The following is a 24,040-nucleotide window of genomic DNA, read 5'->3' as shown; positions in this document are numbered from 1 at the left end:
CGTGTCGGGGACCGCGCGGGCGCGTTGAGCAGCCCGTGGACAGACTGATTCGGGCGGCCGGCCGGTGCGTGCTCGCCTTCCTCCTCGTCCTGGGTGTGGTGGCGCTGCTGCCGCGCGCCGTCAAGGACGCCGTACCGGACGGCGTGATCGGCGGAGCGGTGCTCGTCCTCGGGGCGCTGGGCGCCCGCCGGGTGGTCAGGCCCCCGCGTTAGCCTCGTAGCCTCGCGGTATTACAAGTGAGATCAGACGATTTGAGGAGTTGGGCATGGCGCGCGTACCGAGTTCCGCAGTGGCGGCCGCCGGACTGGTCGGCGGGTACGCCGTCGCCCGGTGGACCAAGAAGCGCCCGCTGGGCGGTGTCGTCCTCGGCGCCGCCGGACTGGCCGCCGGACGGGAATGGCACCGCCGCGGCGGCACCCCCGCGGCGGCCGGGCTCGGAGCGCTGTACGTCGCCGGCTTCGCGGGCGCGCACCCGCTGGCCAAGAAGGTCGGGGCCTGGCCGGCCGTCCTCGGGGCCGCGGCCGTCGTGGCGACCGCCTCCTGGGTCGTGGCCGACCGCGGCTGAGCCGGAGCGCGGCCGAGCCTGAGCGGGGCCGAGCCGGAGCGGGGCCGAGCCGGAGCGCGGCCGACCCGGAGCTGGGCCGACCCGGAGCGGGCCCGCCCCGGGGCCGGCCCGCCCCGGGCCCGCCCCGCCCGCGGGCTACGCCCCCAGCGCCTGCGACACCGTGTAGATCAGCAGTCCGGCCAGGGCGCCGACCACCGTGCCGTTGATGCGGATGAACTGCAGGTCCCGGCCGATGTGGGCCTCGATCTTCCGCGACGTGTGCTCGGCGTCCCACCCGGCCACGGTGTCCGTGATCAGCGAGGTGATCTCGGTCCGGTACGTGGTCACCACGTACACCACCGCACCCTCGATCCAGCCCTCCACCTTGTCCTGGAGCCGGCCGTCCGTGGCCAGCCGCGCCCCCAGCGACAGCAGCGAGGACCGGACCCGCAGCCGCAGCTCGCTGTGCTCGTCCTCCGCCGCCGAGATGATCATCGCCCGGATCGCGGTCCAGGCGGAGGCGATCACGTCCTGCACCTCCCCGCGCTGGAGGATCTCGGACTTCAGGCGCTCCACGCGGGCCCGGGTGTCCGTGTCCGACTGGAGGTCGGCCGCGAAGTCCGTCAGGAACCGGTCCACCGCCCCGCGCGCCGGGTGCTCCGGCATGTCCCGCATCTCCGTCAGGAAGCGGAGCAGCTCCTTGTACACGCGCTCGCCGACCTTGCGGTCCACGAACCGCGGGGTCCAGCCGGGCGCCCCGCCCTGGACCGCGCCCATCACCGACTCCCCGTGCGTCACCAGCCAGTCGTGCGCCTTGACGCAGACGAGGTCGACGACGCGGCGGTGCCCGCCGTCCGCGACGACCCTCTCCAGGGTCTTGCCGATCCCGGGTGCGATCTCGGCGGTCTCGGCCCGCCGCGTGATGGCCTCGCCCACCACCGCCTGCACGTCGGAGTCGCGCAGTACGGTCAGGGCCCCGCGCAGCGCGGTGGCCAGCTCGGCCGTGACCCGGTCGGCGTGCGCGGGCTCGGCCAGCCAGGATCCGAGGCGGGCGCCGATGCCGAGGGCGTGCAGACGGGCGCGGACCACGTCCGGGGAGAGGAAGTTCTCGCCGACGAACTCCCCGAGGGAGACGCCGAGCTGATCCTTCTTGGTCGGGATGATCGCGGTGTGCGGGATCGGCAGGCCGAGCGGGTGCCGGAAGAGCGCGGTGACGGCGAACCAGTCCGCGAGCGCGCCGACCATGCCGGCCTCCGCGGCGGCCCGGACGTAGCCCGCCCAGGCGCCGGCGCCGGCGTGCTCCGCCCACGTGGTCAGTACGTAGACCAGCGCGACCAGGATCAGCAGGCCGGTCGCGGTGGTCTTCATGCGGCGGACGCCGCGGCGGCGCTCCTCGTCGGCCTCGTTGAACACGAACCCGCCGGTGCCGATGCCGGTACCCGTGCCCGCGCCGGTTCCGATGCCGGTACCCGTGCGGGTACCGGTACCTGCGGCCTTGGTGCGGTGGTCCACGTGTTCCTCCCTTCCCCCGGGCGCCGGTTTTGTCTGCATAGCATCCGACTCCCGGGACCCCTCAGGAGTTCCCGGCACGCCGATCCGCCGCTCGCCCTACAGCTCCTTGCGGAGGTTCGGGCCCCCGTCGAGACGCTTCGGGCGCTTCGGGGACTTCGGCGGCTTGACCTTGACCTCCACGCCGCCCCAGAAGGCCAGCCCCGTCACGACCACCCTAGGGGCGCCCGGCTCGGCCGCCCCCGGGGTGTCGCGCTGGTCGAAGGCGCCCATGAAGCCGAAGCCCCGTACGTCGACCTCCACGCCCGGCGGGACCGTGATCTGGATGCCGCCCATGATCGCGATGCAGTTGATCACCACCTCGCGCTCCGCGAAGTTCGCCTCGCGCAGGTCGAGGTCGCCGCTGCCCCAGAACGCCACCGCGTCCAGCCGGGGCGGCACCGTCCAGGCGCCCTTGCGCTGGAACGAGGACATCACCGCGACCGCCGCCGAGGCCGACACCGGTACGCCGCCACCACCGATCCGCGAGGCCAGTGAGCCGCCCGCCGCCGGGGCCGGGACCGGGGCCGCGGCCGCGAGCGGCATCGGGGGCCCGCCCGGCGCCGGCAGATCGCTGGTGATCGGTTCCAGCTCCGCGTACGTCTTCGACTTGTACGCGGCCTCCAGCCGCTCCTCGAACTCCTCCATGTCGATCCGGCCCTCGGCGACGGCGTCCCGCAGACGCTCCACCACCCGCTCGCGGTCGGCGTCCGACGCCCTCAGCTCCGGCAACGGCTTCTCCGGCCGCTCGTCAGTCATGGGGAACAGCCTATGTAGTCATACGGAAGAGTTGTATGGCCCAACCCCGGTACCAGCCCCCGCACATCCCTGATTCAACCCTGGCCCCGCTGGTACATCCTCGCGATCACGTCCTCGATGTCCGGCTCCCGCACCGACAGGTCCAGCAGCGGGTACCGCGCCGCCACCTGCGCCACCAGCGGCGCCGCCGAGGCCCCCGCCGGGAACGCCAGCCACTGCCGCGGCCCGTCCACCTTCACCACCCGCGCCCCCTCCACGGCGATCTCCGGAAGCTCCCGTTCCAGGTCCACCACCAGCGTGCGCTCGCCCCCGCCCTCCCCCATCGAGTGCAGGCCGGCCAGTGCCCCGTCGTACATCAGGCGCCCCTGGTCGATCACCATCACCCGCTCGCACAGCTGCTCGATGTCCTGGAGGTCGTGCGTCGTGAGCAGCACGGTCGTGCCGAGCTCCGCGTTGAGCTGCCGCAGGAAGGCCCGCACCTTCGCCTTGCTCACCACGTCGAGCCCGATCGTCGGCTCGTCCAGGTACAGCACGTCGGGGTCGTGCAGCAGCGCCGCCGCGATGTCCCCGCGCATCCGCTGCCCCAGCGACAGCTGCCGTACCGGCACGTCCAGCAGCTCGGCCAGGTCGAGGCGGTCCACGCACCGCTCCAGGTTCTCCTCGAACCGCGCCCGCGGGATCCGGTACATCCGCCGCATCAGCCCGTACGAGTCCCTCAGCGGCAGGTCCCACCACAGCGTGGTCCGCTGCCCGAACACCACCCCGATCCGGTGCGCCAGCCGCATCCGCTCCCGCGCCGGGTCGATGCCGGCGACCCGCAGCCGGCCGCCGCTCGGGGTGAGGATGCCGGTCAGCATCTTGATCGTCGTCGACTTCCCGGCGCCGTTGGGCCCGATGTAGCCGACCACCTCCCCCCGCGCCACCTCGAAGCTGATCCCGTCCACGGCCCTGACCTGCCGCTTCTCCCGGCGCATCAGACCCACCCGGCGCCGTACGTCGAAGACCTTCTCGACCCCGTCCAGCTCGATCAGCGCATCCCCGCTCACGCCGTGCACACCGCTCACCCTCAGCTCCCCGTACTCCGGTACGAACGAAGACCCGCGCGCCAGGCAAGCGACGCGGGTACGAACACCACCACCGCCACCAGCGGGCTCACGAACGCCACCCACCCCGGCAGCCCCAGCGGATACGGCCGCCCCAGCACGTACAGCGCCGGCAGCCAGTTCACGAAGGCCAGCGGCACGATGAACGTGACCCCGCGCAGCAGGTCCTTCGCGAACACCGTCGGCGGGTACTGGAGCATCGTGTTCCCGCCGTACGTGAAGGAGTTCTGCACCTCCGCCGCGTCCCCGGCGACGAACTGGAACGCCGCCCCGGCCACCATCACCGCCCCGAAGATCGCCGCTCCGGCCAGCACCATGAGGGGCACCAGCAGCGCCTTCCCGGCCGTCCACTCCACGTCCAGCTCCGAGACCGCCCAGACCAGCACCGCCAGTCCCTGCCCGATCCGCCCCACCCGGCGCAGCGCGAAGCGGTCGGCCGCGACCTGGGCGAGCACCGGGACCGGGCGCACCAGCATGGTGTCGAGCGAACCGTCGCGGATCCGGACGCCGATCCGGTCCGTATTGCCGAGGAGCAGGTCCGCCAGTCCCAGGGAGGCCGAGGAGGACCCGTACAGGAGGGCGATCTCGGGCAGCGTGAAGCCGCCCAGCACGTCCACGTGCGAGAACATGATCCAGATCGCGACGAAGTCGAGCAGCGTGATCGCCGCGTTCCCGAAGGTGGAGAGGAAGAACGACGTCCGGTACGCCATCGTCGACCGGACCCACATCGCCACGATCAGCCCGTAGCCGCGCAGCCCCTCGACGGCCCGGATCCGCACCGGCAGCGGGGGTGGTACCGGCAGTCCGGGTGGTACGGGTACGGGTGCGCACTTGGGCTCCCCGGACCGCGCCGGTGGCACCGCACCCTCGACCGCTTCCGCTTCCGCTTCCGCCTCAGCCACCCTGGACGACCACCTTCCGTGTCGCGGCCGACTGCAACAGCCGCCCCGCGCCCAGCAGTACGAGCACCCACGCCGACTGGAAGGCCAGCGCCCGCACCGCGCCCCCGGCGCCGGCGTGCACGCCCATCAGCACGTCCAGCGGCACCTGGATGATCGCCGACCACGGCAGGACGCGGACGAACTCCCCGAAGCCGCCCGGGAACACCGTCAGCGGCAGCAGCATCCCGGAGAAGAAGACCGTGGCGACGACGGCCACCAGATTGATCCCCGCCCCGTCCATCAGCCAGAACGCGGCCAGCCCCAGCAGGTAGCGCACCCCGAAGCTGACGAGCAGCGCGAGGACGACGGACACCAGGAACAGCAGCCAGCGCAGCGGGTCCGCCGGCAGGGCCAGTTGGAACGCCAGCGCCCCCGCGAGCAGCGGCGCCACCCCGCGCCCGAGCAGCTGGAAGCCGGCCCTCCCCAGATCGGCGGCGAGCCACCACATCTGGAGGTCGGCCGGCCGGTACAGGTCGACGGCGATGTCACCCGTACGGATGCGCTCCTGCATCTCCTCCTGGAAGCCGCCGCCGATGAGCGCGCCCGCGGCGAGCAGCGCCTGGCTCACCCAGACGAACGTCAGCGCCTGCGCCTGGTCGTAGCCGCCCAGCCCGGGCCGCTCGTCCCACAACGCGACGTAGGTGTACGCGAGGACGAAGCCGAAGACGGTGTTCGTGAAGACCCCGGCCGCCGTCGCCGTCCCGTAGGTGGCGTAGCGCCTGAACCCGCCGGCCGCGACGGCCGGGTAGAGCCGCGCTCCGCGCGCGGCCGCGCGCACGGCCGCGCGCACCGTTCCGCGAGGCGTTCCGTGCGGTATCCCGCGAGCCGTTCCCTGGCGCACCGTATCCCTCCGTTTTCCCGGTCGTTCCTACGTCGGCCAAAGCGCGCGAGCTTAGTGCGGAGGGGCGATCCACGCGACCGATTTACGCCCGTCCGACGCGGAATGAGCGGCCATCGGGTAGACAGCATGGGGTACAGACGTGGATATTTCGTACGGCGTCGAGGAGTCCTGGCGATGAGCGACCAGTCACCACCACCGGGCTGGACCCCTCGTGACCCGGACACCCCCGCAGGGCGGCAGCCGGCGGGAGGGCAGCGGGCGGGGCAACAGCCCGCAGGGCAGGGGCAGCCGTCACAGAACGCGGGGAAGCCGGCCGGCGACCGGCAGGCCCGCCGCGCCGCCAAGAGGGCCGAGCGGAAACGGAAGCGGACCGGGTGGCGCCGCCTCGTCCCCACCTGGCGCGTGGTCCTCGCCACCGTCGTGCTGCTCGGCCTGCTGGTCGTCGGCGCGTTCGTCGCCGGCTACCTGCTGGTCCACATCCCGCCCGCCAATTCCGCCGCGACCGCCCAGTCCAATCTCTACCTGTACGCCGACGGCTCCCAGCTCGCCCGCGACGGCGAGGTCAACCGCGTCAACGTCCCGCTCTCGCAGATCCCCCGCACGGTCCAGGAGGCCGTACTGGCAGCGGAGGACCGGGACTTCTACTCCGAGCGGGCCGTCGACCCCAAGGCCATGGTCCGCGCCGCCTGGAACACGGCGACCGGCAAGGGCACCCAGTCCGGCTCCACCATCACCCAGCAGTACGTCAAGAACTACTACCTGGGCCAGGAACAGACCATCAAGCGCAAGGTCAAGGAGTTCTTCATCGCGATCAAGCTCGGTCGCGAGAAGTCGAAGGACTACATCCTGGAGGGCTACCTCAACACCAGCTACTTCGGCCGCAACGCGTACGGCATCCAGGCCGCCGCCCAGGCCTACTACGGCAAGGACGTCGACAAACTCACCACCGCCGAGGGCGCGTACCTCGCCACCCTCCTCAACTCCCCCAGCGCCTTCGACGTCGTCGCCCACCCCCAGAGCCGCGAACGCGCGCTCGCCCGCTGGAACTACGTGCTCGACGGCATGGTCAAGAAGGAGTGGCTGCCCGCGGCCGAGCGGGCCGCCATCCGCTTCCCCGAGCCCGGCAAGGTCCGCCCGGCCGCCGGGCTCTCGGGCCAGCGCGGCTATCTCGTCGAGGCCGTGAAGGACTACATCGTCGATCACAAGATCCTCGACGAGAAGACCCTCGCCGAGGGCGGCTACCGCATCACCACCACCATCGACAAGCGCCGGCAGAACGCCTTCGTCGAGGCCGTCGACGAGACGATGGTCGGCAAGCTCGACCCGGAGAAGAACAAGGCCGACCGGGTCGTACGGGCCGGCGGGGTCTCCATCGACCCGGCCACCGGCAAGGTCGTCGCCATGTACGGGGGCATCGACTACACCAAGCAGTACGTCAACAACGCGACCCGGCACGACTACCAGGTGGCCTCCACCTTCAAGCCGTTCGTGTTCGCGTCCGCCGTCGAGAACGACTCCCGCACCCAGGACGGCCGCCTGATCACCCCCAACACCCTCTACAACGGCGACAACAAGCGCCGTGTGGTCGGCACCCGGACCCCGTACGCCCCCGAGAACGAGGGGCAGATCTCGTACGGGAACATCACCGTCAACACCGCCACCGACCTCTCCGTCAACGCCGTCTTCGCGCAGATGGTCGTCGACGTCGGCACCGCCAAGGTCAAGCAGACAGCGATCGGCCTCGGCATCCCCGAGAACACCCCGAACTTCGACGCCGGTCCGGCCATGGCGCTGGGCACCATGCAGGCCAGCGTCCTGGACATGACCCAGGCCTACGCGACCCTGGCCGACCACGGCCGGTACACCCCCTACACCCTCGTCGAGAAGATCGAGAAGGGCGACGACGACGTCCGCCTGCCCGACCGCACCCCGAAGCAGGCCATCAGCCGCGAAGCCGCCGACACCACCACGTCCATGCTGGTCAGCGTCGTCGACAACGGCACCGGCACGGCGGCCCTCGCCGCCGGGCACCCGGCCGCCGGCAAGACGGGCACGGGCGAACTGGACCGCTCCGCCTGGTTCGCGGCGTACACCCCGGACCTGGTCACGGTCGTCTCGATGATGGGCCAGGACCCCGATACGGGCACCCTGGAATCCCTGTACGGGGCGCTCGGCGAGGCCCGGATCGGGGGCGGCGGGTACCCGGCGCGGATCTGGGCGCAGTACACGAAGGCGGCCCTGGAGAACAGCGACCCCCTGGACTTCGACCTCGATCTCCAGCCGGGCGCGGCCGCGTCCCCGCCGCCGTTCGTCCCGAGCAGCCCGGAGCCGTCGGAGGACGAGAGCACCCCGCAGTCCCCGGCCCCGCCGAGCAGGCCGAACCGGCCGGGACGGCCGACGCCGCCCACCGGCGGCCAGGACCAGGGCGGCCGCAGCCAAGGGCAGAACCAGGGCCAGAACCAGGGGCAGAGCACGGGGGGCCAGACCCCGGAGGGCGACACCACCGGGGGCCAGGGCGACGCGGGCACCTCCGCCGGAACGAGCACGGGGACGACCGGCGGCGCCACGACGGGCTCGACGGCGGGCCTCCCGGGCGGCGCGACGGGCGGCCTGCGCAGCCGCCCGTCGTCGGAGTACCTGGAGTAGCCGCCCCGGAAGGGGGCGGGGATCAGTGACCGGAGGTCGCCTTCAGCCCCACCACGGCGACCAGCAGCAGGCAGATGAAGAAGATCCGGGCGGCGGTGACGGGCTCACCCAGCACCGCCATCCCGAGCACCGCGGCGCCGGCCGCACCGATGCCCACCCATACGCCGTACGCGGTACCGATGGGCAGGGTCTTGGCGGCGTACGAGAGCAGCACCATGCTGGCGACGATGCCGGCACCGGTGAACACGCTGGGCCACAGCCGGGTGAAGCCCTCCGTGAACTTCATACCGATCGACCAGCCGACTTCGAGCAGACCGGCGACGAGAAGCAGAACCCAGGCCATGACGGGCACCTCCGGAAACGAGAGCGAACGGGGTGCGTCGTCTTGTCGTCCAGCAACAGCTACCCGGTACGGCGCGTCTCGTCGGGGGTTCCCCACCACCGTAGCAAAGCCCGTGCGAAAGGGCCGGTGACACCGGTCACCGGCCCTCTCGACGCCTGCTCGCAGATCGCCCGCTTGCAGATCACTCGCTTGCAGATCACTCGCCTACAGATAGAGCCCGGTGGAGTCCTTGGACCCCTCCAGCCGCTCCGCGGCCACGGCGTGCAGGTCCCGCTCGCGCATCAGCACGTAGGTGGCACCCCGCACCTCAACCTCGGCCCGGTCCTCCGGGTCGTACAGCACGCGGTCGCCCGGCTCCACGCTGCGTACGTTCTGCCCGACCGCGACCACCTCGGCCCAGGCCAGCCGCTTGCCCACGGCAGCGGTCGCCGGGATCAGGATGCCGCCGCCCGAGCGCCGCTCGCCCTCCGGCGAGTCGGACTTCACGAGCACACGGTCGTGCAGCATGCGGATGGGCAGCTTGTCGTGGGTGGTGGTCTTGGTGTCGTCGCTCACGTCACGAACCTACCCGCCCGCGCCCGCCCCGTGTGCCGCAGGGTCATCAGCGCTTGCGCCGCGCCGACACCACGAGCAGGCCGATCACACCGGCCGCGAGCAGCGCGACGGGCGCGATCCGCTCGTAGCGCGGGGCGCCGTCCTCGTGGCGCAGGCCGTCCCGTACGTCCGTGAGGAGGCGGTTCACGGCGACGACGGCCCGCCCGGCGGTGTGGTCCACGGTCGAGACGACCCTGGCCTTCGCGTCCCCGATGATCGTCGTCGGGTGCAGGCGCACGCCGATCTCGTCGAGCGTCTCGGCGAGCTCCTCGCGGCGGCGGACGATGTCCGCCTCGATCTGTGCGGGGGTCCTGGCTTCGGGCACCGCGCTGCCTCCGTCGTCGTCGGGTCGGATAGGGGGCGTAGCCCACCATGAACAGTCTGTCAGCTTAGTCTCGGACCGTACCGATCCCCTCCCGAGGAGACTGTTGACATGAGCGAGCGACTCCAGCCGGGCGACACCGCCCCCGCCTTCACCCTGCCCGACGCGGACGGCAACGAGGTCTCGCTCGCCGACCACAAGGGCCGCAAGGTCATCGTGTACTTCTACCCGGCCGCGCTGACGCCGGGTTGCACGAAGCAGGCCTGCGATTTCACGGACAACCTGTCGGTGCTGGCCGAGGCCGGCTACGACGTGATCGGCGTGTCCCCGGACAAGCCGGAGAAGCTGGCGAAGTTCCGCGAGAAGGAGCACCTGAAGGTCACCCTGGTCGGCGACCCGGACAAGCAGGTCCTGGAGGCCTACGGCGCGTACGGCGAGAAGAAGCTGTACGGCAAGACGGTGACGGGCGTCATCCGCTCCACGGTGATCGTGGACGAGGAGGGCAAGGTCGAACGGGCCCTCTACAACGTCAAGGCCACGGGCCACGTAGCCAAGATCATCAAGGACCTGGGCATCTGACGCCCCCGCCCTTCCCGGCAGCGGCCCGCACCCTCCCAGCGCGGGCCGCTCCGCTTGGAGGCCGACCACGCCGACGGGGACCGGGGCGACGAGTGCCGGGGGAACCTCCGGCCGCCGCGCCCCAACTGCCATGCGGCGACGGACACGTGGCGTCGCGGAGGGCGGCGAGGGCCGGTCGCCGATCGAGGCGGCGCCGCCGTACACTGGGCGCGGCAAGCCGGGCCTGATGTCCGAATTGTCGACCATGTCGCGGTTGTGGTGGAATTGGCAGTCACGCTGGGTTTAGGTCCCAGTGGGGTAAAACCCGTGGGGGTTCGAGTCCCCCCAACCGCACCAGCGAGAAGGCCCCGTACGCGGACACCGCGTACGGGGCCTTCTCCGTGTCCGGACCCTCAGCCGACCAGGGCGCGGATGAAGGGGAGCAGGGCGCGGAAGGCCTGGCCCCGGTGGGAGATGGCGTTCTTTTCCGCCGGGGTGAGTTCCGCGCAGGTGCGGGTGTCGCCCTCGACCTGGAGGATCGGGTCGTAGCCGAAGCCGCCCGTGCCCGCCGGGGTGTGGCGGAGGGTGCCCAGGAGGCGGCCTTCGACCACGCGTTCGGTGCCGTCCGGGAGGGCGAGGGCGGCCGCGCACGCGAAGTGGGCTCCGCGGTGCTCGTCGGCGATGTCCCCGAGCTGGGCCAGCAGCAGGTCCAGGTTGGCCCGGTCGTCGCCGTGCCTGCCCGCCCACCGCGCCGAGAAGATGCCGGGGGCGCCGTTCAGGACGTCCACGCAGAGGCCGGAGTCGTCGGCGATCGCCGGCAGGCCGGTGGCCTGCGCCAGGGCGTGCGCCTTGAGGAGGGCGTTCTCGGCGAAGGAGATGCCGGTCTCCTTGACGTCCGGGATCTGCGGGTACGCGTCCGCGCCGACCAGCTCGTGCGGCAGGCCGGCGTCGGACAGGATGGCGTGGAGCTCGGCGATTTTGCCCGCGTTGCGGGTGGCGAGGATCAGGCGGCTGGTCATGCCGCCATTATCCCGTGCCCGCCGGTCCCGGTTCCGGCCGCCCGTCAGCCCGGGGTGCAGACCTTCGAGAGTTCCTTCGCAGCGTCGGCGACCGGCTGGATGTCCGGGGTGGCGTTGCCGTTCTCGATGGCCGTGCGGACGTTCTGCACCGCCGTGGTCATCGAGGAGACGGCCTTGCTCAGGTCGGCGTTGTCCGTCTGGTCGCCGACCTTCTTGAGGTTCGTCTCGATCTGGTTCAGCGCGTTCTGGGCGTCCTGCGGGCTGTTGCCGGCCTGCGAGACCGCCTGCTGGAGGTCGTTGGCGCCGTCCGTGATGGCCACGGCCGTGTTCGCGCAGTCCATCGCCGTCGAGATCGCGTCACAGGACGTCAGCGCCGGTACGGCGAGAGCCGCTGCGAGCACGACCGCCGCTATGCGGTGCTTCGGGTTCATGTTCGGGTCTCCCAGTGATCGACGCGGGTGTACGGATGTGCGGATGTACGGATACGAGGACGGGCGCACGGGTTCGACACCGTGCGCCCGTACCCGGGGGGACGCACCAGCGGCCCCTGCGGTTCTGTTCCTCGTTCTAGAGCTGGAGCGCGCCCAGCTGGATGGCCTCCAGGTCGGCGCAGCCGCCGGCGGCCAGGTCCAGGAGGGCGTTGAGCTCCTTGCGGTCGAACGGCTCGCCCTCGGCGGTGCCCTGGACCTCGACGAAGCGGCCGTCGCCGGTGCAGACCACGTTCATGTCGGTCTCGGCGCGCACGTCCTCCTCGTAGCAGAGGTCGAGCAGCGGGACGCCGTCCACGATGCCGACGCTGACGGCGGCGACGGTGCCGGTGAGCGGCTTGCGGCCGGCCTTGATCAGCTTCTTCTGCTGGCCCCAGGCGACGGCGTCGGCCAGGGCGACGTAGGCGCCGGTGATGGCGGCGGTACGGGTGCCGCCGTCGGCCTGGAGGACGTCGCAGTCCAGGACGATGGTGTTCTCGCCCAGCGCCTTGTAGTCGATCACGGCGCGCAGGGAGCGGCCGATGAGGCGGGAGATCTCGTGGGTGCGGCCGCCGATCTTGCCGCGTACGGATTCGCGGTCGCCGCGGGTGTTGGTGGAGCGGGGCAGCATCGAGTACTCGGAGGTGACCCAGCCTTCGCCGCTGCCCTTGCGCCAGCGCGGGACGCCTTCGGTGAAGGAGGCGGTGCAGAAGACCTTGGTGTCACCGAAGGAGATGAGGACGGAGCCCTCGGCGTGCTTGCTCCATCCGCGTTCGATGGTGACCGGGCGGAGCTGTTCGGGCGTACGGCCGTCGATGCGAGACATGCGTCCGAGCCTAGTCGGTGGCCGGGTGGGCGGGAGACGGGTACGCGAAGACCCCGTCCGGGTGGGTCCGGTACGGGGTCTGGCGGAGGTGCGAGCGGGAGCTCAGCTCACATCATGTCTTCGATGTCGGCGGCGATCGGGTCGGCGTCGGTGCCGATGACGACCTGGATCGCGGTGCCCATCTTGACGACGCCGTGGGCGCCGGCGGCCTTCAGTGCGGCCTCGTCGACCAGGCCGGGGTCCTTGACCTCGGTGCGCAGGCGGGTGATGCAGCCCTCGACCTCTTCGATGTTGTCGATGCCGCCGAGCCCGGCGACGATCTTCTCAGCCTTGGTGGCCATGTTTTCTCCCTGAGTTCTACGAAGAACGACCTGCGCAATCCGCTTTGTCACGGTAACGCACGGTTGGCCCATCTACGCGAGCGCATGACCGGGGTCTGCCGAATCATGACGATCAGCAGCAGCCTGCCCCGTAACTGGTCTACACCAGTGTGCCGCACGTGCTGCCCCTGCCAAAACGGGCCGTTCAGGGAGGACGCCGATGAGCGCGAGCAGCGCCGCACAAGCACCGCAGCGGAAGTGGTGGAGCGGCTTGTACCCGGGGCTGCAGAAGATGGGGCGGAGCCTGCAGCTGCCGATCGCGGTGCTGCCCGCGGCCGGGCTCCTCAACGGGCTCGGACAGCCCGGCGTCTTCGGCGAGGACGGCCTGGACTGGACCATCGTGTCCAAGGTGATGGTGGCCGCGGGCGGGGCCCTGCTGAACGCGGACCTCGGGCTGCCGCTCCTCTTCTGCATCGGCGTCGCGATCGGCATGGCCAAGAAGGCCGACGGTTCGACGGCCCTCGCGGCGGTGGCGGGCTTCCTCGTCTACCGGGGCGTGCTGCACGCCTTCCCCAACACCTGCCCGGTCGGCACCAGGAACATCGGCGGCGGCTGCCTGGGGCCGAACGACACCTTCGTGGAGTTCACGTACCAGAACCCGGGGGTGTTCGGCGGCATCATCATGGGCCTGCTCGCCGCCTGGTTCTGGCAGCGCTTCCACCGGGTCAAGCTGGTCGACTGGCTGGGCTTCTTCAACGGCCGCCGCCTGGTCCCGATCATCATGTCCTTCGTGGCGATCGGGTTCGCCGCGCTCTGCCTGTGGGTCTGGCCCCCGGTCGGCAGCGCGCTGGAGAGCTTCTCCGACTGGCTGGTGGGGCTGGGCTCCTGGGGTGCCGGGATCTTCGGCGTCGCCAACCGCGCGCTGCTGGTGATCGGCCTGCACCAGTTCCTGAACGTGCCGGTGTGGTTCCAGTTCGGCAGCTACACCAAGCCGGACGGGCAGACGGTGCACGGCGACATCAACATGTTCCTGGCGGGCGACCCGAACGCGGGGCAGTTCCTGAGCGGCTTCTTCCCGATCATGATGTTCGCGCTCCCGGCGGCGGCGCTGGCGATCACGCACTGCGCGAAGCCGGCCCGGCGCAAGGAGGTCGGCGGCCTGATGCTGTCGGTTGCCCTGACCTCCTTCGTCACCGGCATCACCGAGCCGCTGGAGTACTCGTTCCTCTTCGTGGCGCCGGTGCTGTACGCGATCCACGCGGTGCTGACGGGCGTGTCGATGGCGGTGACGTGGGCACTGGGCGTCCACGACGGCTTCAGCTTCTCGGCGGGCCTGATCGACTACGTCATCAACTTCGGCCTGGCGACGAAGCCGTTGTTGATCATTCCGATCGGCCTGTGCTTCGCGGCGGTGTACTACGCCGTCTTCCGCTTCGCGATCACCAGGTTCGACATCCCGACCCCGGGCCGGGAGTCGGACGAGGAGATCGCGGCGATGCAGGCGGAGAACACGAAGGCATAACGGACCCCGTACCGCGCGAGGCCCTCGGATCCACGGATCCGGGGGCCTTCCGCATGTGTGGCGTAGACCACAGGAAATCGAAGGTTCCTTATCTATCCCCGACCATGCTACAACTGGTCTACACCACCCATTGGTGTAGACCACGCAAGCCCGGTCCGGAGCTCGCGTACCCCCATTTTGAGACGCCGCCATCCCCCGTTGCACTCGCTGGGCGGCGCCTTGCCTTCTGGAGGAACCTCATGTCCACAGCCACCGCTGCGGAAAAGAAGAAGGGCGCGGGCGTGATGGCCGTCATGCAGCGCATCGGCCGGAGCCTCATGCTCCCCGTTGCGGTGCTCCCGGCCGCCGCGCTGCTCGTCCGCCTCGGCGACAAGGACATGCTCGGCGACCCCTCGCTGCCGACGTTCCTGACCAAGATAGCCGGATACATGTCCGCCGGCGGTGGCGCGATCCTCGACAACATGGCGCTGCTGTTCGCCGTGGGCATCGCGATCGGCTTCGCCAAGAAGTCCGACGGTTCGACCGCGCTCGCCGCGGTGACCGGCTACCTGGTCTTCAAGAACGTGCTCGCCACGTTCACCGACTCGAACCTGCCGAAGGTGGCCAAGGCGGTCGACGGCAAGGTCGTCATGATCGACGCCCCGGTCGACGCCAAGGTGCTCGGCGGTGTCGTCATGGGCATCGTGGTCGCCCTGATCTACCAGAAGTTCTACCGGACCAAGCTGCCCGAGTGGGCGGGCTTCTTCGGTGGCCGCCGTCTGGTCCCGATCCTCTCGGCCTTCGCCGGTCTGGTCATCGGCATCGTCTTCGGCCTGATCTGGCCGGTCCTCGGTACGGGTCTGCACAGCTTCGGTGAGTGGCTCGTCGGCTCCGGCGCCGTCGGCGCGGGCATCTTCGGTGTCGCCAACCGTGCGCTGATCCCGGTCGGCATGCACCACCTGCTGAACTCCTTCCCGTGGTTCCAGGCCGGCGAGTTCCAGGGCAAGAGCGGCGACATCTCCCGCTTCCTGGCCGGTGACCCGAGCGCCGGACAGTTCATGACCGGCTTCTTCCCGATCATGATGTTCGCCCTCCCGGCCGCCTGCCTCGCGATCGTGCACTGCGCCCGCCCCGAGCGCCGCAAGGTCGTCGGCGGCATGATGTTCTCCCTCGCGCTGACCTCCTTCGTCACCGGTGTCACCGAGCCGATCGAGTTCACGTTCATGTTCATCGCCCCGGTGCTGTACGCGATCCACGCGGTGCTGACCGGTGTCTCCATGGCCCTGACGTGGGGTCTGGGCATGAAGGACGGCTTCGGCTTCTCCGCCGGCGCCATCGACTACCTGCTGAACCTGGGCAAGGCCACCAACCCGCTGGGCCTGGCGGTCGTGGGCCTGTGCTTCGCGGCGGTCTACTACGTGGTCTTCCGCTTCGCGATCACGAAGTTCAACCTCCCCACGCCGGGCCGCGAGTCCGACGAGGAGCTCGCCGAGCTGCTCAAGGCCGAGGCCAAGTAGGCGCACCCGCGTACGGCGAAGCCCCCGCTCTCCCTTTCCGGGAGGGCGGGGGCTTCCTCGTACGCGGAGCCGGCGGGCCGGTCCGGCTCAGACCTCGTAGACGGCGCCCGCGTACGCCAGGTCCACCGGGCCCTCGTAGACGGCGCGGGCGTCGGCCAGGTTGCGGCGGGCGTCGGTCCACGGCGGGATGTGCGTGAGGACCAGCCGGCCGACCTGGCCGCCGCGCGCGAACTCCCCGGCCTGGCGGCCGTTGAGGTGGAGGCCCGGGACGTCCTCCTTGCCGTGCGTGAAGGAGGCCTCGCACAGGAAGAGGTCCGTGCCCTCGGCGAGCATCCCCAGCTCGGGGCAGACCCCCGTGTCGCCGGAGTACGTCAGGGAGCGGCCGCCGTGCTCGACGCGGATGCCGTAGGCCTCGACGGGGTGGCTGACCCGTTCGGTGCGGACCGTGAACGGGCCGATCTCGAAACTGCCGGACTTCAGGTTCCGGAAGTCGAAGACCTCGCTCATGGAGCGCTCGTCGGGGACGTCGTCGTACGCGGTCGTCAGGCGCTTCTCGGTGCCCTCGGGGCCGTAGACGGGGATCGCGGCGCACCGTCCGCCCTCGTGCCGGTAGAAACGGGCGACGAAGTACGCGCACATGTCGATGCAGTGGTCGGCGTGCAGATGGCTCAGGAAGATCGCGTCGAGGTCGTAGAGACCGACGTGGCGCTGCAGCTCGCCCAGGGCGCCGTTGCCCATGTCGAGGAGCAGCCGGAAGCCGTCGGCCTCGACGAGGTAGCTCGAGCAGGCCGATTCCGCGGACGGGAACGACCCCGAGCAGCCGACGACGGTGAGCTTCATGGAGCGAGAACCTCCGGGGACGGTCCGTGGACGGAATGCGGGCCGTGCGTGGGTCGAGCGTAAGGCGCGAAACGTCAGGTCGCTCCTCCGCGGCAGGCCGTTGTGGGGGGAATCACCTGTGCTGTCACCCGGGGGAGCGACGGTGGGCACGGGCGTGCCGGTGCCGTGCCGTGCCGGGGTGCGCGGGCACGGCTACCTTCGGAATATGGACACGTCCTGGTGGCCCGCGGCGGCCGCGGTGGTGGCCGTGGTGCTGGTGGTGCTGGTCGCGGGGCGGCGGCCGGGGCCCGCCCGGCGGGCCCCGCCGCCGCACGGTCCGGGCGCGGCGCCGCAGCCGCACGCCGGTGAGCTGTGGTCCCTCAAGGACGGGCGGCTGTGCCTGGTGCTGGCGGTGGCGTCCGTACGGGCCCACCGGGTGCGGGTCGCGTGGATCACCGGGAAGTACGACGACCGGCGGGCCGGGGTGATCCCGCTGCCGCCGGGGACGGTCGGGGCGCAGGGCCGGGCGGGTTTCCTGGAGGCGGACCGGCCGGCGGAGGTGTGGGTGTGGGAGCTCGCGGGCCGGCTGGGAGTCCTGGACCCCGCGGTGTGGGACGAGGTCAAGGGACTCGGAGGCGGGACGTGATCCGGTTGCGGCGTGTGTACGACCCCCCGGAGCCGGGGGCGGACGGCGTGCGGGTCCTCGTGGACCGGCTCTGGCCGCGGGGCCTGGCCAAGGCGGTGGCCGGGGTGGACGAGTGGCCGAAGGCGGTGACCCCGTCCGGGGAGCTGCGGAAGTGGTTCCACGGGGGCGGGGGCTCGGCGCAGGAGTTCCGGCAGCGGTACGAGGCGGAGCTCGCGGAGCCGGCCGCCGCCGCGGAGCTGGACCGGCTGCGCGGCTTGGCCAGGGCGGGCCCGCTGACCCTCCTGACCGCGGTCAAGGACCCCGCGTCGAGTCACGCCGCGGTGCTCGCGGAGCTGCTCTCCGGCTAGACACGGCCTGGGCCCCGGCCGCCACCGGGCGGGGGGCGGGCCGGCCGGGCGGGCGTGGCCGCTGCGCGGCGCGTTCGCCCCGCCCCGCCCTTCTCCCGTTCACCGGGCTCCGCCCGGACCCGGTCCGCCGGTGTGGTGCGGGGGACGCTGCCCCGCGCCCTCCCCTCGCCGCACCGGGGACCCCGCACCTCGAACGCGGGGTCAGGCCCAGAGCTGGCCCTGGAGGGTTTCGATCGCCTCTTCCGTCGTCTTCGCCGTGTAGACGCCCGTCGAGAGGTACTTCCAGCCGCCGTCGGCGACGACGAAGACGATGTCCGCGCTCTCCCCCGCCGCGACGGCCTTGCGGCCGACGCCGATCGCCGCGTGCAGGGCGGCGCCGGTGGAGACGCCCGCGAAGATGCCCTCCTGCTGGAGGAGTTCACGGGTGCGCGTCACCGCGTCCGCCGAGCCCACCGAGAAGCGGGTCGTCAGGACCGAGGCGTCGTACAGTTCCGGGACGAAGCCCTCGTCGAGGTTGCGCAGGCCGTAGACCAGGTCGTCGTACCGCGGCTCCGCCGCGACGATCCGTACGCCCGGCACGTGCTCGCGCAGGTAGCGGCCCACGCCCATCAGGGTGCCCGTCGTGCCCAGGCCCGCCACGAAGTGGGTGATCGAGGGGAGGTCCCGCAGGATCTCGGGGCCGGTCGTCGCGTAGTGGGCGCCCGCGTTGTCCGGGTTCCCGTACTGGTAGAGCATCACCCAGTCGGGGTGCTCGGCAGCGAGCTCCTTGGCCACCCGGACCGCGGTGTTCGACCCGCCCGCCGCCGGCGACGAGATGATCTCGGCTCCCCACATGGCCAGCAGGTCGCGCCGCTCCTGAGAGGTGTTCTCCGGCATGACGCACACGATCCGGTAGCCCTTGAGCTTGGCCGCCATCGCCAGCGAGATGCCGGTGTTGCCCGACGTCGGCTCCAGGATCGTGCAGCCGGGGGTCAGCCGGCCGTCCTGCTCGGCCTGTTCGACCATGTGGAGCGCGGGGCGGTCCTTGATCGAGCCGGTCGGGTTCCGGTCCTCCAGCTTGGCCCAGATGCGGACGTCGTCCGAGGGCGACAGCCGGGGCAGCCGGACGAGCGGCGTGTTGCCGACCGCGGCCAGCGGGGAGTCGTAGCGCATCAGACGGAGCCGCCGGCGACCGCCGGGAGGATGGTGACGCTGTCGCCGTCCTTGAGGGCGGTGGAGATGCCGTCCAGGAAGCGGACGTCCTCGTCGTTGAGGTAGACGTTCACGAAGCGGCGCAGCTTGCCGCCGGCAGCCTGGTCGATGATTCGCTCCTCGATGCCCTTGTGGCGCGTCTCCAGGTCCGCGAAGAGCTCGGACAGGGTGGCGCCCTCACCGCTGACGGCCTTCTCGCCGTCGGTGTAGGTGCGGAGGATGGTGGGGATGCGGACCTCGATGGCCATGGCAGGCTCCAGTGGTGAAGTAAGCGGGAGGGGCGGAAACGGCGCGCGGCGCTGGGCCCCCGCGCGAGGGGCTGTGGTGCTCAGGCGGCAGGACAGATGCTGCTGGCGAGACGGCACAGGTCGACGTGCAGCCGCGCCACGAGCAGCGGGCTGCCGGGCGTCTCGATGCTCACGTCGTGGGGAACCATGCGGTCATGTTAACGATTCCCGGTCCCCCGTTTGGAGTGTGATCCCGCATCGTGGACGCAAACCGCTCACATCGTGGTCAGTACCCCTCTACGACCTGCACTTCTTCCTCCGTGATGACGCCTTCGACGATCCGGTACGAGCGGAACTGGAACTCGCCGAGGCCGTCGGTGTCCGCCGTGGAGACCAGGACGTAGTGGGCGCCGGGCTCGTTCGCGTACGTGACGTCCGTACGGGAGGGGTAGGCCTCGGTCGCGGTGTGCGAGTGGTAGACGATCACGGGCTCCTCGTCCCGGTCGTCGAGCTCGCGGTAGAGCCGCAGCAGATCCTTCGAGTCGAACTCGTAGAACGTGGGCGAGCGGGCCGCGTTGAGCATGGGGACGAACCGCTCGGGGCGGTCGGTGCCGGCCGGTCCGGCCACGACGCCGCAGGCCTCGTCGGGGTGGTCCTTGCGGGCGTGCTCGACGATCCGGTCGTACAGCGCCTGGGTGAGGGTCAGCATGGTCGACAGGATAAGCAGACGGGCCCTCCCGTACCGAGGCGTGGTACGGGAGGGCCCGGATGCTGGACAGAGTCGGTCAGGCGACGGGCTCCGAGGCCCTGTCGGCCTTGTTGAACGCGGCTCCGGCCGGGTTGCGCTTCTTGAGCACCAGGTACGAGACGCCCAGGATCAGGCCCCACAGCGGCGCGCAGTACAGCGAGACGCGGGAGTCCTTGTCGATGCCCATCATCACGATGACCATGCCGATGAACAGCAGGGCGAACCAGCTGGTCCACGGGGCGCCGGGGGCCCGGAAGGCGGACTGCGGCAGCTCGCCGCGGTCGGCCTTGGCGCGGTAGCGGATCTGGCAGACCAGGATCATGATCCAGGCCCACATGCCGGAGATGGTGGCGAAGGAGACGACGTAGTCGAAGGCCTTGCCCGGGGCGACGTAGTTGATCCAGACGCCCACCAGCATCAGCGCGGCGGAGAAGGTGGTGCCCACGAGCGGGGTGCCGCTCTTGGTGAGCTTGGTGAAGAACTTCGGGCCCTGGCCGTTGAGCGCGAGGTCGCGCAGCATGCGGCCGGTGGAGTACATGCCCGAGTTGCAGGAGGAGAGCGCGGCGGTTAGCACGACGAAGTTGACGATCGCGGCGCCGACGCCGAGGCCCATCTTCTCGAAGGCCAGCACGAACGGGCTCTCGCCCGCCTTGAAGTTGGACCACGGGATGACCGACATGATCATGATGAGCGCGCCGACGTAGAAGACGGCGATGCGCCACGGCACGGTGTTGATGGCCTTGGGCAGGGTCTTCTCGGGGTCCTTGGACTCGCCGGCGGTGACGCCGACCAGCTCGACCGCCAGGAAGGCGAACATGACGATCTGGAGCGTCATCAGCGTCTCGCCGATGCCGTTCGGGAAGAAGCCGCGGTCGCTCCAGAGGTTGGAGACGGAGGCGGTCGCGGCGGCGTCGGAGAAGCCGACGGTGAGGATGCCGGCGCAGATCAGGATCATGCCGACGATGGCGGTGACCTTGACCATGGAGAACCAGAACTCGAGCTCGCCGAAGAGCTTCACCGAGATCAGGTTGGCGGCGTAGAGGATGACCGTGAAGATCAGCGCGTAGGCCCACTGCGGGAAGCTGTCGTGGGTCCAGTACGACATGTACTTGGCCGCCGCGGTCACCTCGGTGATGCCGGTGACCACCCAGAAGAGCCAGTACGTCCAGCCGGTCGCGTACCCCCAGAAGGGGCCGAGGAACTCCCGGGCGTAGTCCGAGAAGGAGCCCGAGACCGGGCGGTACATCAGCAGCTCGCCGAGGGCGCGCATGATGAAGAAGATGACCAGGCCCGCGATGGCGTAGGCCAGGATCAGGCTGGGGCCCGCCTTCGAGATCGCCTTGCCGGCGCCCAGGAAGAGGCCGGTGCCGATGGCTCCGCCGATCGCGATCATCTGGATCTGGCGGGCTCCGAGTGCGCGGTGGTATCCCTCGCCACCCTCGGCCGCGCCGCCCTCGCCGGGCGTCTTGTCGTGCTGCTCGACCTGCACAGAGGTCATGTCTTGGTGCGCCTTTCTCCACGCCGACCCGCGCCTTCGAAGGCAGCGGATCGGGTCCTCGATCCCCCCGGATACGGATGGAGTTGCACCCGGCGGTCAGCCGGTTCAAGCGGGCCGGGGACATGGGTGGCGCCCCGCGGCGGTCGTGAAGATTTATCACGGGCTTACGGGTGGCCGGGGCGTGGAAAAGTGATCTGGCGCACAATAAATTCGGGACATGAGCCCTGAAGCGCATCAGATCACCGCATCGCGGTGATCTGATCGTTATCCGGATTTGAGCGTCCGCTGAGCGAACAGCGTTCGCGTCGGCGGAAATTCTCAGAGCGTTTCGATGAGCGTCTCCTGGAGGCCGCCGAGCCACAGGTACGCCATCACCATCGGCTTGCGCGGATCGTCGTCCGGCAGCCGGAAGAGGACCGCGCTCTCGTCGTCCTCGGTGATGTCCAGACGCGCGGCGATCGTCAGGCGCAGGTCGTTGAGCGCGCCCAGCCAGCGCAGCGGGAGCTCCCCGGTGAGCTCCAGGACGGCGGCCCCGTCGTCGCCTTCGGGAGCGAGCGCGTCCAGGCTCCGAACGACGGCCAGCGCGTCCTCCCGCTTGCGGGTGCGCAGGTCGTTCTCGGTGAAGCGGCGGAACTCCGCCGACCGCGCGGCCAGCTCGGCCGGGTCCACCTCGCGATCCTCGGGGCCGGGGCCGCCGTAGGCGTCGGGGAAGAGCCGGATCAGCGCGGGGTCGGAGGGCCGCTCGGTGGGCCCCTCGTTGCCCTCGGCGAACAGCACGGCCAGCGGGTCGGCGTCCTCGTCGGGCTCGGGCGCGCCCGGTCCGATGAGCTCCAGCAGCTGGACGGCCAGCGAGCGCAGGATGGAGATCTCGATCCCGTCCAGCGCGATGGCGGCGCCGCCGCCCCCCAGGGCTTCGAACATGCCGGCGGAGCGCCCCATCAGATGCGGTCCTGGGAGAGGGTCGCCCACAGGCCGTAGCCGTGCATGGCCTGCACGTCGCGCTCCATTTCCTCACGGGTGCCGCTGGAGACGATCGCCCGCCCCTTGTGGTGGACGTCGAGCATCAGCTTGTGCGCCTTGTCCTTCGAATAGCCGAAGTACGCCTGGAACACGTACGTCACGTAGCTCATGAGGTTGACCGGGTCGTTGTGCACCAGGGTCACCCAGGGGACGTCGGGTTCGGGGACCGCGAAGGTCTGTTCGGCCGACTCGGTGCGTTCGATCTCAATGGGAGCAACACTCACTTGTCCCATGCTGCCACTGCGACCGGCCGGTCGCACAAACGGGTCCCGAGATCTCGTCACTTTGACGAAATGTGCGCTAGCATCCGTGCCATGAACCCTGCGGACCTGGGCCTGCCGGTGGACGTGCCGTCGACAGCGCTCTTCACGGATCATTACGAGCTCACGATGCTGCAGGCCGCCCTGGCGAACGGCACCGCCGACCGCCGGTCGGTCTTCGAGGTATTCACCCGTCGGCTGCCCGAGGGGCGCCGCTACGGGGTGGTGGCGGGCACCGGCCGCGTCCTGGACGCGGTGGAGAACTTCCGCTTCGACACGGCCGTCCTGGAGTTCCTGCGCGAGCGGGCCGTCGTCGACATGCGGACGCTGGACTGGCTGGCCTCGTACCGCTTCTCGGGCGACATCTGGGGCTACCCGGAGGGCGAGGTCTACTTCCCCGGCTCGCCGCTCCTGCGCGTCGAGGGCAGCTTCGCCGAGTGCGTGCTGCTGGAGACCGTGATCCTGTCGATCCTCAACCACGACTCGGCGATCGCGGCCGCGGCCTCCCGGATGGCCTCGGCGGCCGGCGGGCGGCCCCTGATCGAGATGGGCGCGCGGCGCACGCACGAGCTGGCCGCGGTGGCCGCCTCGCGGGCCGCGTACGTCGGCGGCTTCACCTCCACCTCGGACCTGGCGGCCGGCTTCCGGTACGGGATCCCGACGGTCGGGACCTCGGCGCACGCCTTCACGCTGGTGCACGACACCGAGCGGGACGCCTTCCAGGCCCAGGTGGCCTCCCTGGGCAGCGGGACCACGCTCCTGGTGGACACGTACGACGTGGCCGAGGCCGTACGGACGGCCGTCGAGGTCGCCGGCACGGGGCTGGGCGCGGTCCGGATCGACTCCGGCGACCTGCTGCTGGTCGCCCACCGGGTGCGCCAGCAGCTCGACGAGCTGGGGGCGACGGGGACGCGGATCGTGGTGACCTCGGACCTGGACGAGTACGCGATCGCCTCGCTGGCGGCCGCCCCGGTGGACGCCTACGGGGTCGGCACGCAGCTGGTGACGGGCAGCGGGCACCCCACGTGCTCGATGGTCTACAAGCTGGTGGCGCGGGCCGCTTCGGCGGACCCGAAGGCGCCGCTGGTACCGGTGGCGAAGAAGTCCTCGGGCGGGAAGACCTCGATCGGCGGCCGCAAGTGGGCGGCTCGGCGGACCGACGCGGAGGGCGTCGCGGAGGCGGAGGTCGTCGGGACCGGCGCGGTCCCGGCGCAGCTCGCGGACACCCAGCTCCTGATCCAGCTGGTGAAGGCCGGCGAGGTGGTGGCGCGGGAGTCCCTGGAGGCCGCCCGCGACCGGCACCGCGAGGCCCTCGCGAGCCTCCCGCTCTCCGCGACGCAGCTGTCCCGGGGCGAGGCCGTCATCCCGACGGAGTACGCGTAGCCCCGGACGGGACCCCGGACGGCCCCGGGAGGGGCCCCGGGGCCGGGGGCGG

Annotated in this window: 29 protein-coding genes, 1 tRNA gene and 1 riboswitch; of the genes, 10 read left to right on the top strand and 20 right to left on the bottom strand. The window is 71.0% G+C overall.

The features are described from left to right. Positions 1-35: 35 nt before the first annotated feature. Positions 36-212 (top strand): hypothetical protein, encoded by a 177-nt coding sequence (locus ACFY1T_RS27800; protein ID WP_158734353.1) that lies wholly within the window; start codon positions 36-38, stop codon positions 210-212. Positions 213-265: 53 nt separating this feature from the next. Then, complete coding sequence (locus ACFY1T_RS27795; RefSeq protein ID WP_134075632.1) at positions 266-565, top strand: hypothetical protein; 300 nt, start codon at positions 266-268, stop codon at positions 563-565. A 135-nt stretch (positions 566-700) separates the two neighbouring features. On the opposite strand, the gene ACFY1T_RS27790 is transcribed toward ACFY1T_RS27795, so the two are convergent. From ACFY1T_RS27790 to ACFY1T_RS27770, 5 genes are all read right to left on the bottom strand, one after another. Further along, a complete protein-coding gene (locus tag ACFY1T_RS27790; protein ID WP_390790580.1) occupies positions 701-2,095 on the bottom strand; it encodes a DUF445 domain-containing protein in 1,395 nt (464 codons plus the stop codon). Positions 2,096-2,152: 57 nt separating this feature from the next. Further along, positions 2,153-2,851, bottom strand: coding sequence for a DUF1707 domain-containing protein (locus tag ACFY1T_RS27785; protein ID WP_390790579.1), 699 nt, complete (start codon positions 2,849-2,851; stop codon positions 2,153-2,155). Between the two features lie 74 nt (positions 2,852-2,925). Further along, complete coding sequence (locus tag ACFY1T_RS27780) at positions 2,926-3,915, bottom strand: ATP-binding cassette domain-containing protein (protein ID WP_390790578.1); 990 nt, start codon at positions 3,913-3,915, stop codon at positions 2,926-2,928. Positions 3,916-3,917: 2 nt separating this feature from the next. Next, positions 3,918-4,856, bottom strand: a complete 939-nt coding sequence (locus ACFY1T_RS27775) for an ABC transporter permease (RefSeq protein WP_390790577.1) — start codon at positions 4,854-4,856, stop codon at positions 3,918-3,920. Further along, positions 4,849-5,673, bottom strand: coding sequence for an ABC transporter permease (locus ACFY1T_RS27770; protein WP_390790576.1), 825 nt, complete (start codon positions 5,671-5,673; stop codon positions 4,849-4,851). The genes ACFY1T_RS27775 and ACFY1T_RS27770 overlap by 8 nt, the downstream gene beginning before the upstream one ends. Before the next feature lie 237 nt (positions 5,674-5,910). Here ACFY1T_RS27770 and ACFY1T_RS27765 point away from each other — a divergent pair, with 237 nt between their 5' ends. Then, positions 5,911-8,382 carry a transglycosylase domain-containing protein gene (locus ACFY1T_RS27765; protein WP_390790575.1) on the top strand — a complete coding sequence of 824 codons (2,472 nt, stop codon included), beginning with the start codon at positions 5,911-5,913 and terminating at the stop codon, positions 8,380-8,382. A 22-nt stretch (positions 8,383-8,404) separates the two neighbouring features. Here the strand turns inward: ACFY1T_RS27765 and ACFY1T_RS27760 are convergent, their stop codons facing one another. The 3 genes from ACFY1T_RS27760 to ACFY1T_RS27750 form a co-directional block, all read right to left on the bottom strand. After that, a complete protein-coding gene (locus ACFY1T_RS27760) occupies positions 8,405-8,725 on the bottom strand; it encodes a multidrug efflux SMR transporter (RefSeq protein WP_030158619.1) in 321 nt (106 codons plus the stop codon). A gap of 31 nt (positions 8,726-8,756) precedes the next feature. After that, positions 8,757-8,835, bottom strand: a riboswitch (guanidine-III (ykkC-III) riboswitch). A 94-nt stretch (positions 8,836-8,929) separates the two neighbouring features. Beyond that, entirely contained in the window at positions 8,930-9,232 is a 303-nt protein-coding gene (locus tag ACFY1T_RS27755; RefSeq protein ID WP_048475576.1) for a co-chaperone GroES, read from the bottom strand. 94 nt (positions 9,233-9,326) lie between these two features. Continuing rightward, positions 9,327-9,644, bottom strand: coding sequence for a DUF3618 domain-containing protein (locus ACFY1T_RS27750; RefSeq protein WP_030866493.1), 318 nt, complete (start codon positions 9,642-9,644; stop codon positions 9,327-9,329). Between the two features lie 108 nt (positions 9,645-9,752). On the opposite strand from ACFY1T_RS27750, the gene bcp reads away from it, so the two are divergent. Further along, positions 9,753-10,220 carry a thioredoxin-dependent thiol peroxidase gene (gene bcp / locus ACFY1T_RS27745; protein ID WP_030866495.1) on the top strand — a complete coding sequence of 156 codons (468 nt, stop codon included), beginning with the start codon at positions 9,753-9,755 and terminating at the stop codon, positions 10,218-10,220. Positions 10,221-10,469: 249 nt separating this feature from the next. Continuing rightward, positions 10,470-10,556: transfer RNA gene (locus ACFY1T_RS27740), tRNA-Leu, on the top strand. A gap of 56 nt (positions 10,557-10,612) precedes the next feature. Here the strand turns inward: ACFY1T_RS27740 and rdgB are convergent. The 4 genes from rdgB to ACFY1T_RS27720 form a co-directional block, all read right to left on the bottom strand. Next, complete coding sequence (gene rdgB / locus ACFY1T_RS27735; RefSeq protein ID WP_390790574.1) at positions 10,613-11,218, bottom strand: RdgB/HAM1 family non-canonical purine NTP pyrophosphatase; 606 nt, start codon at positions 11,216-11,218, stop codon at positions 10,613-10,615. A 44-nt stretch (positions 11,219-11,262) separates the two neighbouring features. Next, positions 11,263-11,649: a hypothetical protein gene (locus tag ACFY1T_RS27730; RefSeq protein WP_390790573.1), complete on the bottom strand. Its 387-nt coding sequence runs from the start codon at positions 11,647-11,649 to the stop codon at positions 11,263-11,265. A gap of 136 nt (positions 11,650-11,785) precedes the next feature. After that, positions 11,786-12,511, bottom strand: a complete 726-nt coding sequence (rph, locus tag ACFY1T_RS27725; RefSeq protein ID WP_030299875.1) for a ribonuclease PH — start codon at positions 12,509-12,511, stop codon at positions 11,786-11,788. Positions 12,512-12,618: 107 nt separating this feature from the next. Continuing rightward, on the bottom strand, positions 12,619-12,924 hold the full coding sequence (locus ACFY1T_RS27720) for a glucose PTS transporter subunit EIIB (RefSeq protein ID WP_078860719.1): 306 nt from the start codon (positions 12,922-12,924) through the stop codon (positions 12,619-12,621). Positions 12,925-13,051: 127 nt separating this feature from the next. On the opposite strand from ACFY1T_RS27720, the gene ACFY1T_RS27715 reads away from it, so the two are divergent. After that, entirely contained in the window at positions 13,052-14,353 is a 1,302-nt protein-coding gene (locus ACFY1T_RS27715; RefSeq protein ID WP_390790572.1) for a PTS transporter subunit EIIC, read from the top strand. Positions 14,354-14,592: 239 nt separating this feature from the next. Further along, a complete protein-coding gene (locus ACFY1T_RS27710) occupies positions 14,593-15,849 on the top strand; it encodes a PTS transporter subunit EIIC (RefSeq protein WP_229339382.1) in 1,257 nt (418 codons plus the stop codon). 87 nt (positions 15,850-15,936) lie between these two features. Here ACFY1T_RS27710 and ACFY1T_RS27705 read toward each other — a convergent pair whose 3' ends face one another. Next, the gene (locus tag ACFY1T_RS27705) at positions 15,937-16,689 is read right to left on the bottom strand and encodes an MBL fold metallo-hydrolase (RefSeq protein ID WP_390790571.1); all 753 of its coding nucleotides are present in this window, start codon (positions 16,687-16,689) and stop codon (positions 15,937-15,939) included. A gap of 205 nt (positions 16,690-16,894) precedes the next feature. On the opposite strand from ACFY1T_RS27705, the gene ACFY1T_RS27700 reads away from it, so the two are divergent. Further along, on the top strand, positions 16,895-17,314 hold the full coding sequence (locus ACFY1T_RS27700; RefSeq protein ID WP_390790570.1) for a hypothetical protein: 420 nt from the start codon (positions 16,895-16,897) through the stop codon (positions 17,312-17,314). Continuing rightward, entirely contained in the window at positions 17,311-17,661 is a 351-nt protein-coding gene (locus ACFY1T_RS27695; RefSeq protein WP_390790569.1) for a DUF488 domain-containing protein, read from the top strand. The genes ACFY1T_RS27700 and ACFY1T_RS27695 overlap by 4 nt, the downstream gene beginning before the upstream one ends. A 201-nt stretch (positions 17,662-17,862) precedes the next feature. On the opposite strand, the gene ACFY1T_RS27690 is transcribed toward ACFY1T_RS27695, so the two are convergent. The 7 genes from ACFY1T_RS27690 to clpS all read right to left on the bottom strand — a co-directional run bounded on the left by ACFY1T_RS27690 (position 17,863) and on the right by clpS (position 22,578). Further along, a complete protein-coding gene (locus ACFY1T_RS27690; RefSeq protein ID WP_390790568.1) occupies positions 17,863-18,813 on the bottom strand; it encodes a PLP-dependent cysteine synthase family protein in 951 nt (316 codons plus the stop codon). Next, the gene (locus ACFY1T_RS27685; RefSeq protein ID WP_390790567.1) at positions 18,813-19,100 is read right to left on the bottom strand and encodes a MoaD/ThiS family protein; all 288 of its coding nucleotides are present in this window, start codon (positions 19,098-19,100) and stop codon (positions 18,813-18,815) included. The genes ACFY1T_RS27690 and ACFY1T_RS27685 overlap by 1 nt, the downstream gene beginning before the upstream one ends. An 80-nt stretch (positions 19,101-19,180) precedes the next feature. Further along, positions 19,181-19,288 carry a putative leader peptide gene (locus ACFY1T_RS27680; protein WP_390790566.1) on the bottom strand — a complete coding sequence of 36 codons (108 nt, stop codon included), beginning with the start codon at positions 19,286-19,288 and terminating at the stop codon, positions 19,181-19,183. A 77-nt stretch (positions 19,289-19,365) separates the two neighbouring features. Next, positions 19,366-19,788 (bottom strand): Mov34/MPN/PAD-1 family protein, encoded by a 423-nt coding sequence (locus ACFY1T_RS27675; protein WP_030866528.1) that lies wholly within the window; start codon positions 19,786-19,788, stop codon positions 19,366-19,368. A 76-nt stretch (positions 19,789-19,864) separates the two neighbouring features. Beyond that, a complete protein-coding gene (locus tag ACFY1T_RS27670) occupies positions 19,865-21,325 on the bottom strand; it encodes an amino acid permease (protein ID WP_390790565.1) in 1,461 nt (486 codons plus the stop codon). A 318-nt stretch (positions 21,326-21,643) separates the two neighbouring features. Then, complete coding sequence (locus ACFY1T_RS27665; protein ID WP_390790564.1) at positions 21,644-22,264, bottom strand: DUF2017 domain-containing protein; 621 nt, start codon at positions 22,262-22,264, stop codon at positions 21,644-21,646. Further along, a complete protein-coding gene (gene clpS / locus ACFY1T_RS27660; RefSeq protein WP_390790563.1) occupies positions 22,264-22,578 on the bottom strand; it encodes an ATP-dependent Clp protease adapter ClpS in 315 nt (104 codons plus the stop codon). The genes ACFY1T_RS27665 and clpS overlap by 1 nt, the downstream gene beginning before the upstream one ends. 81 nt (positions 22,579-22,659) lie before the next feature. On the opposite strand from clpS, the gene ACFY1T_RS27655 reads away from it, so the two are divergent. Further along, a complete protein-coding gene (locus ACFY1T_RS27655; protein ID WP_030866537.1) occupies positions 22,660-23,988 on the top strand; it encodes a nicotinate phosphoribosyltransferase in 1,329 nt (442 codons plus the stop codon). Positions 23,989-24,040: the final 52 nt, after the last annotated feature.

It is taken from the genome of Streptomyces sp. NPDC001194 (assembly GCF_042896985.1).
GTDB lineage: Bacteria > Actinomycetota > Actinomycetes > Streptomycetales > Streptomycetaceae > Streptomyces.
This window is presented reverse-complemented; position numbering and strand designations above follow the sequence as displayed.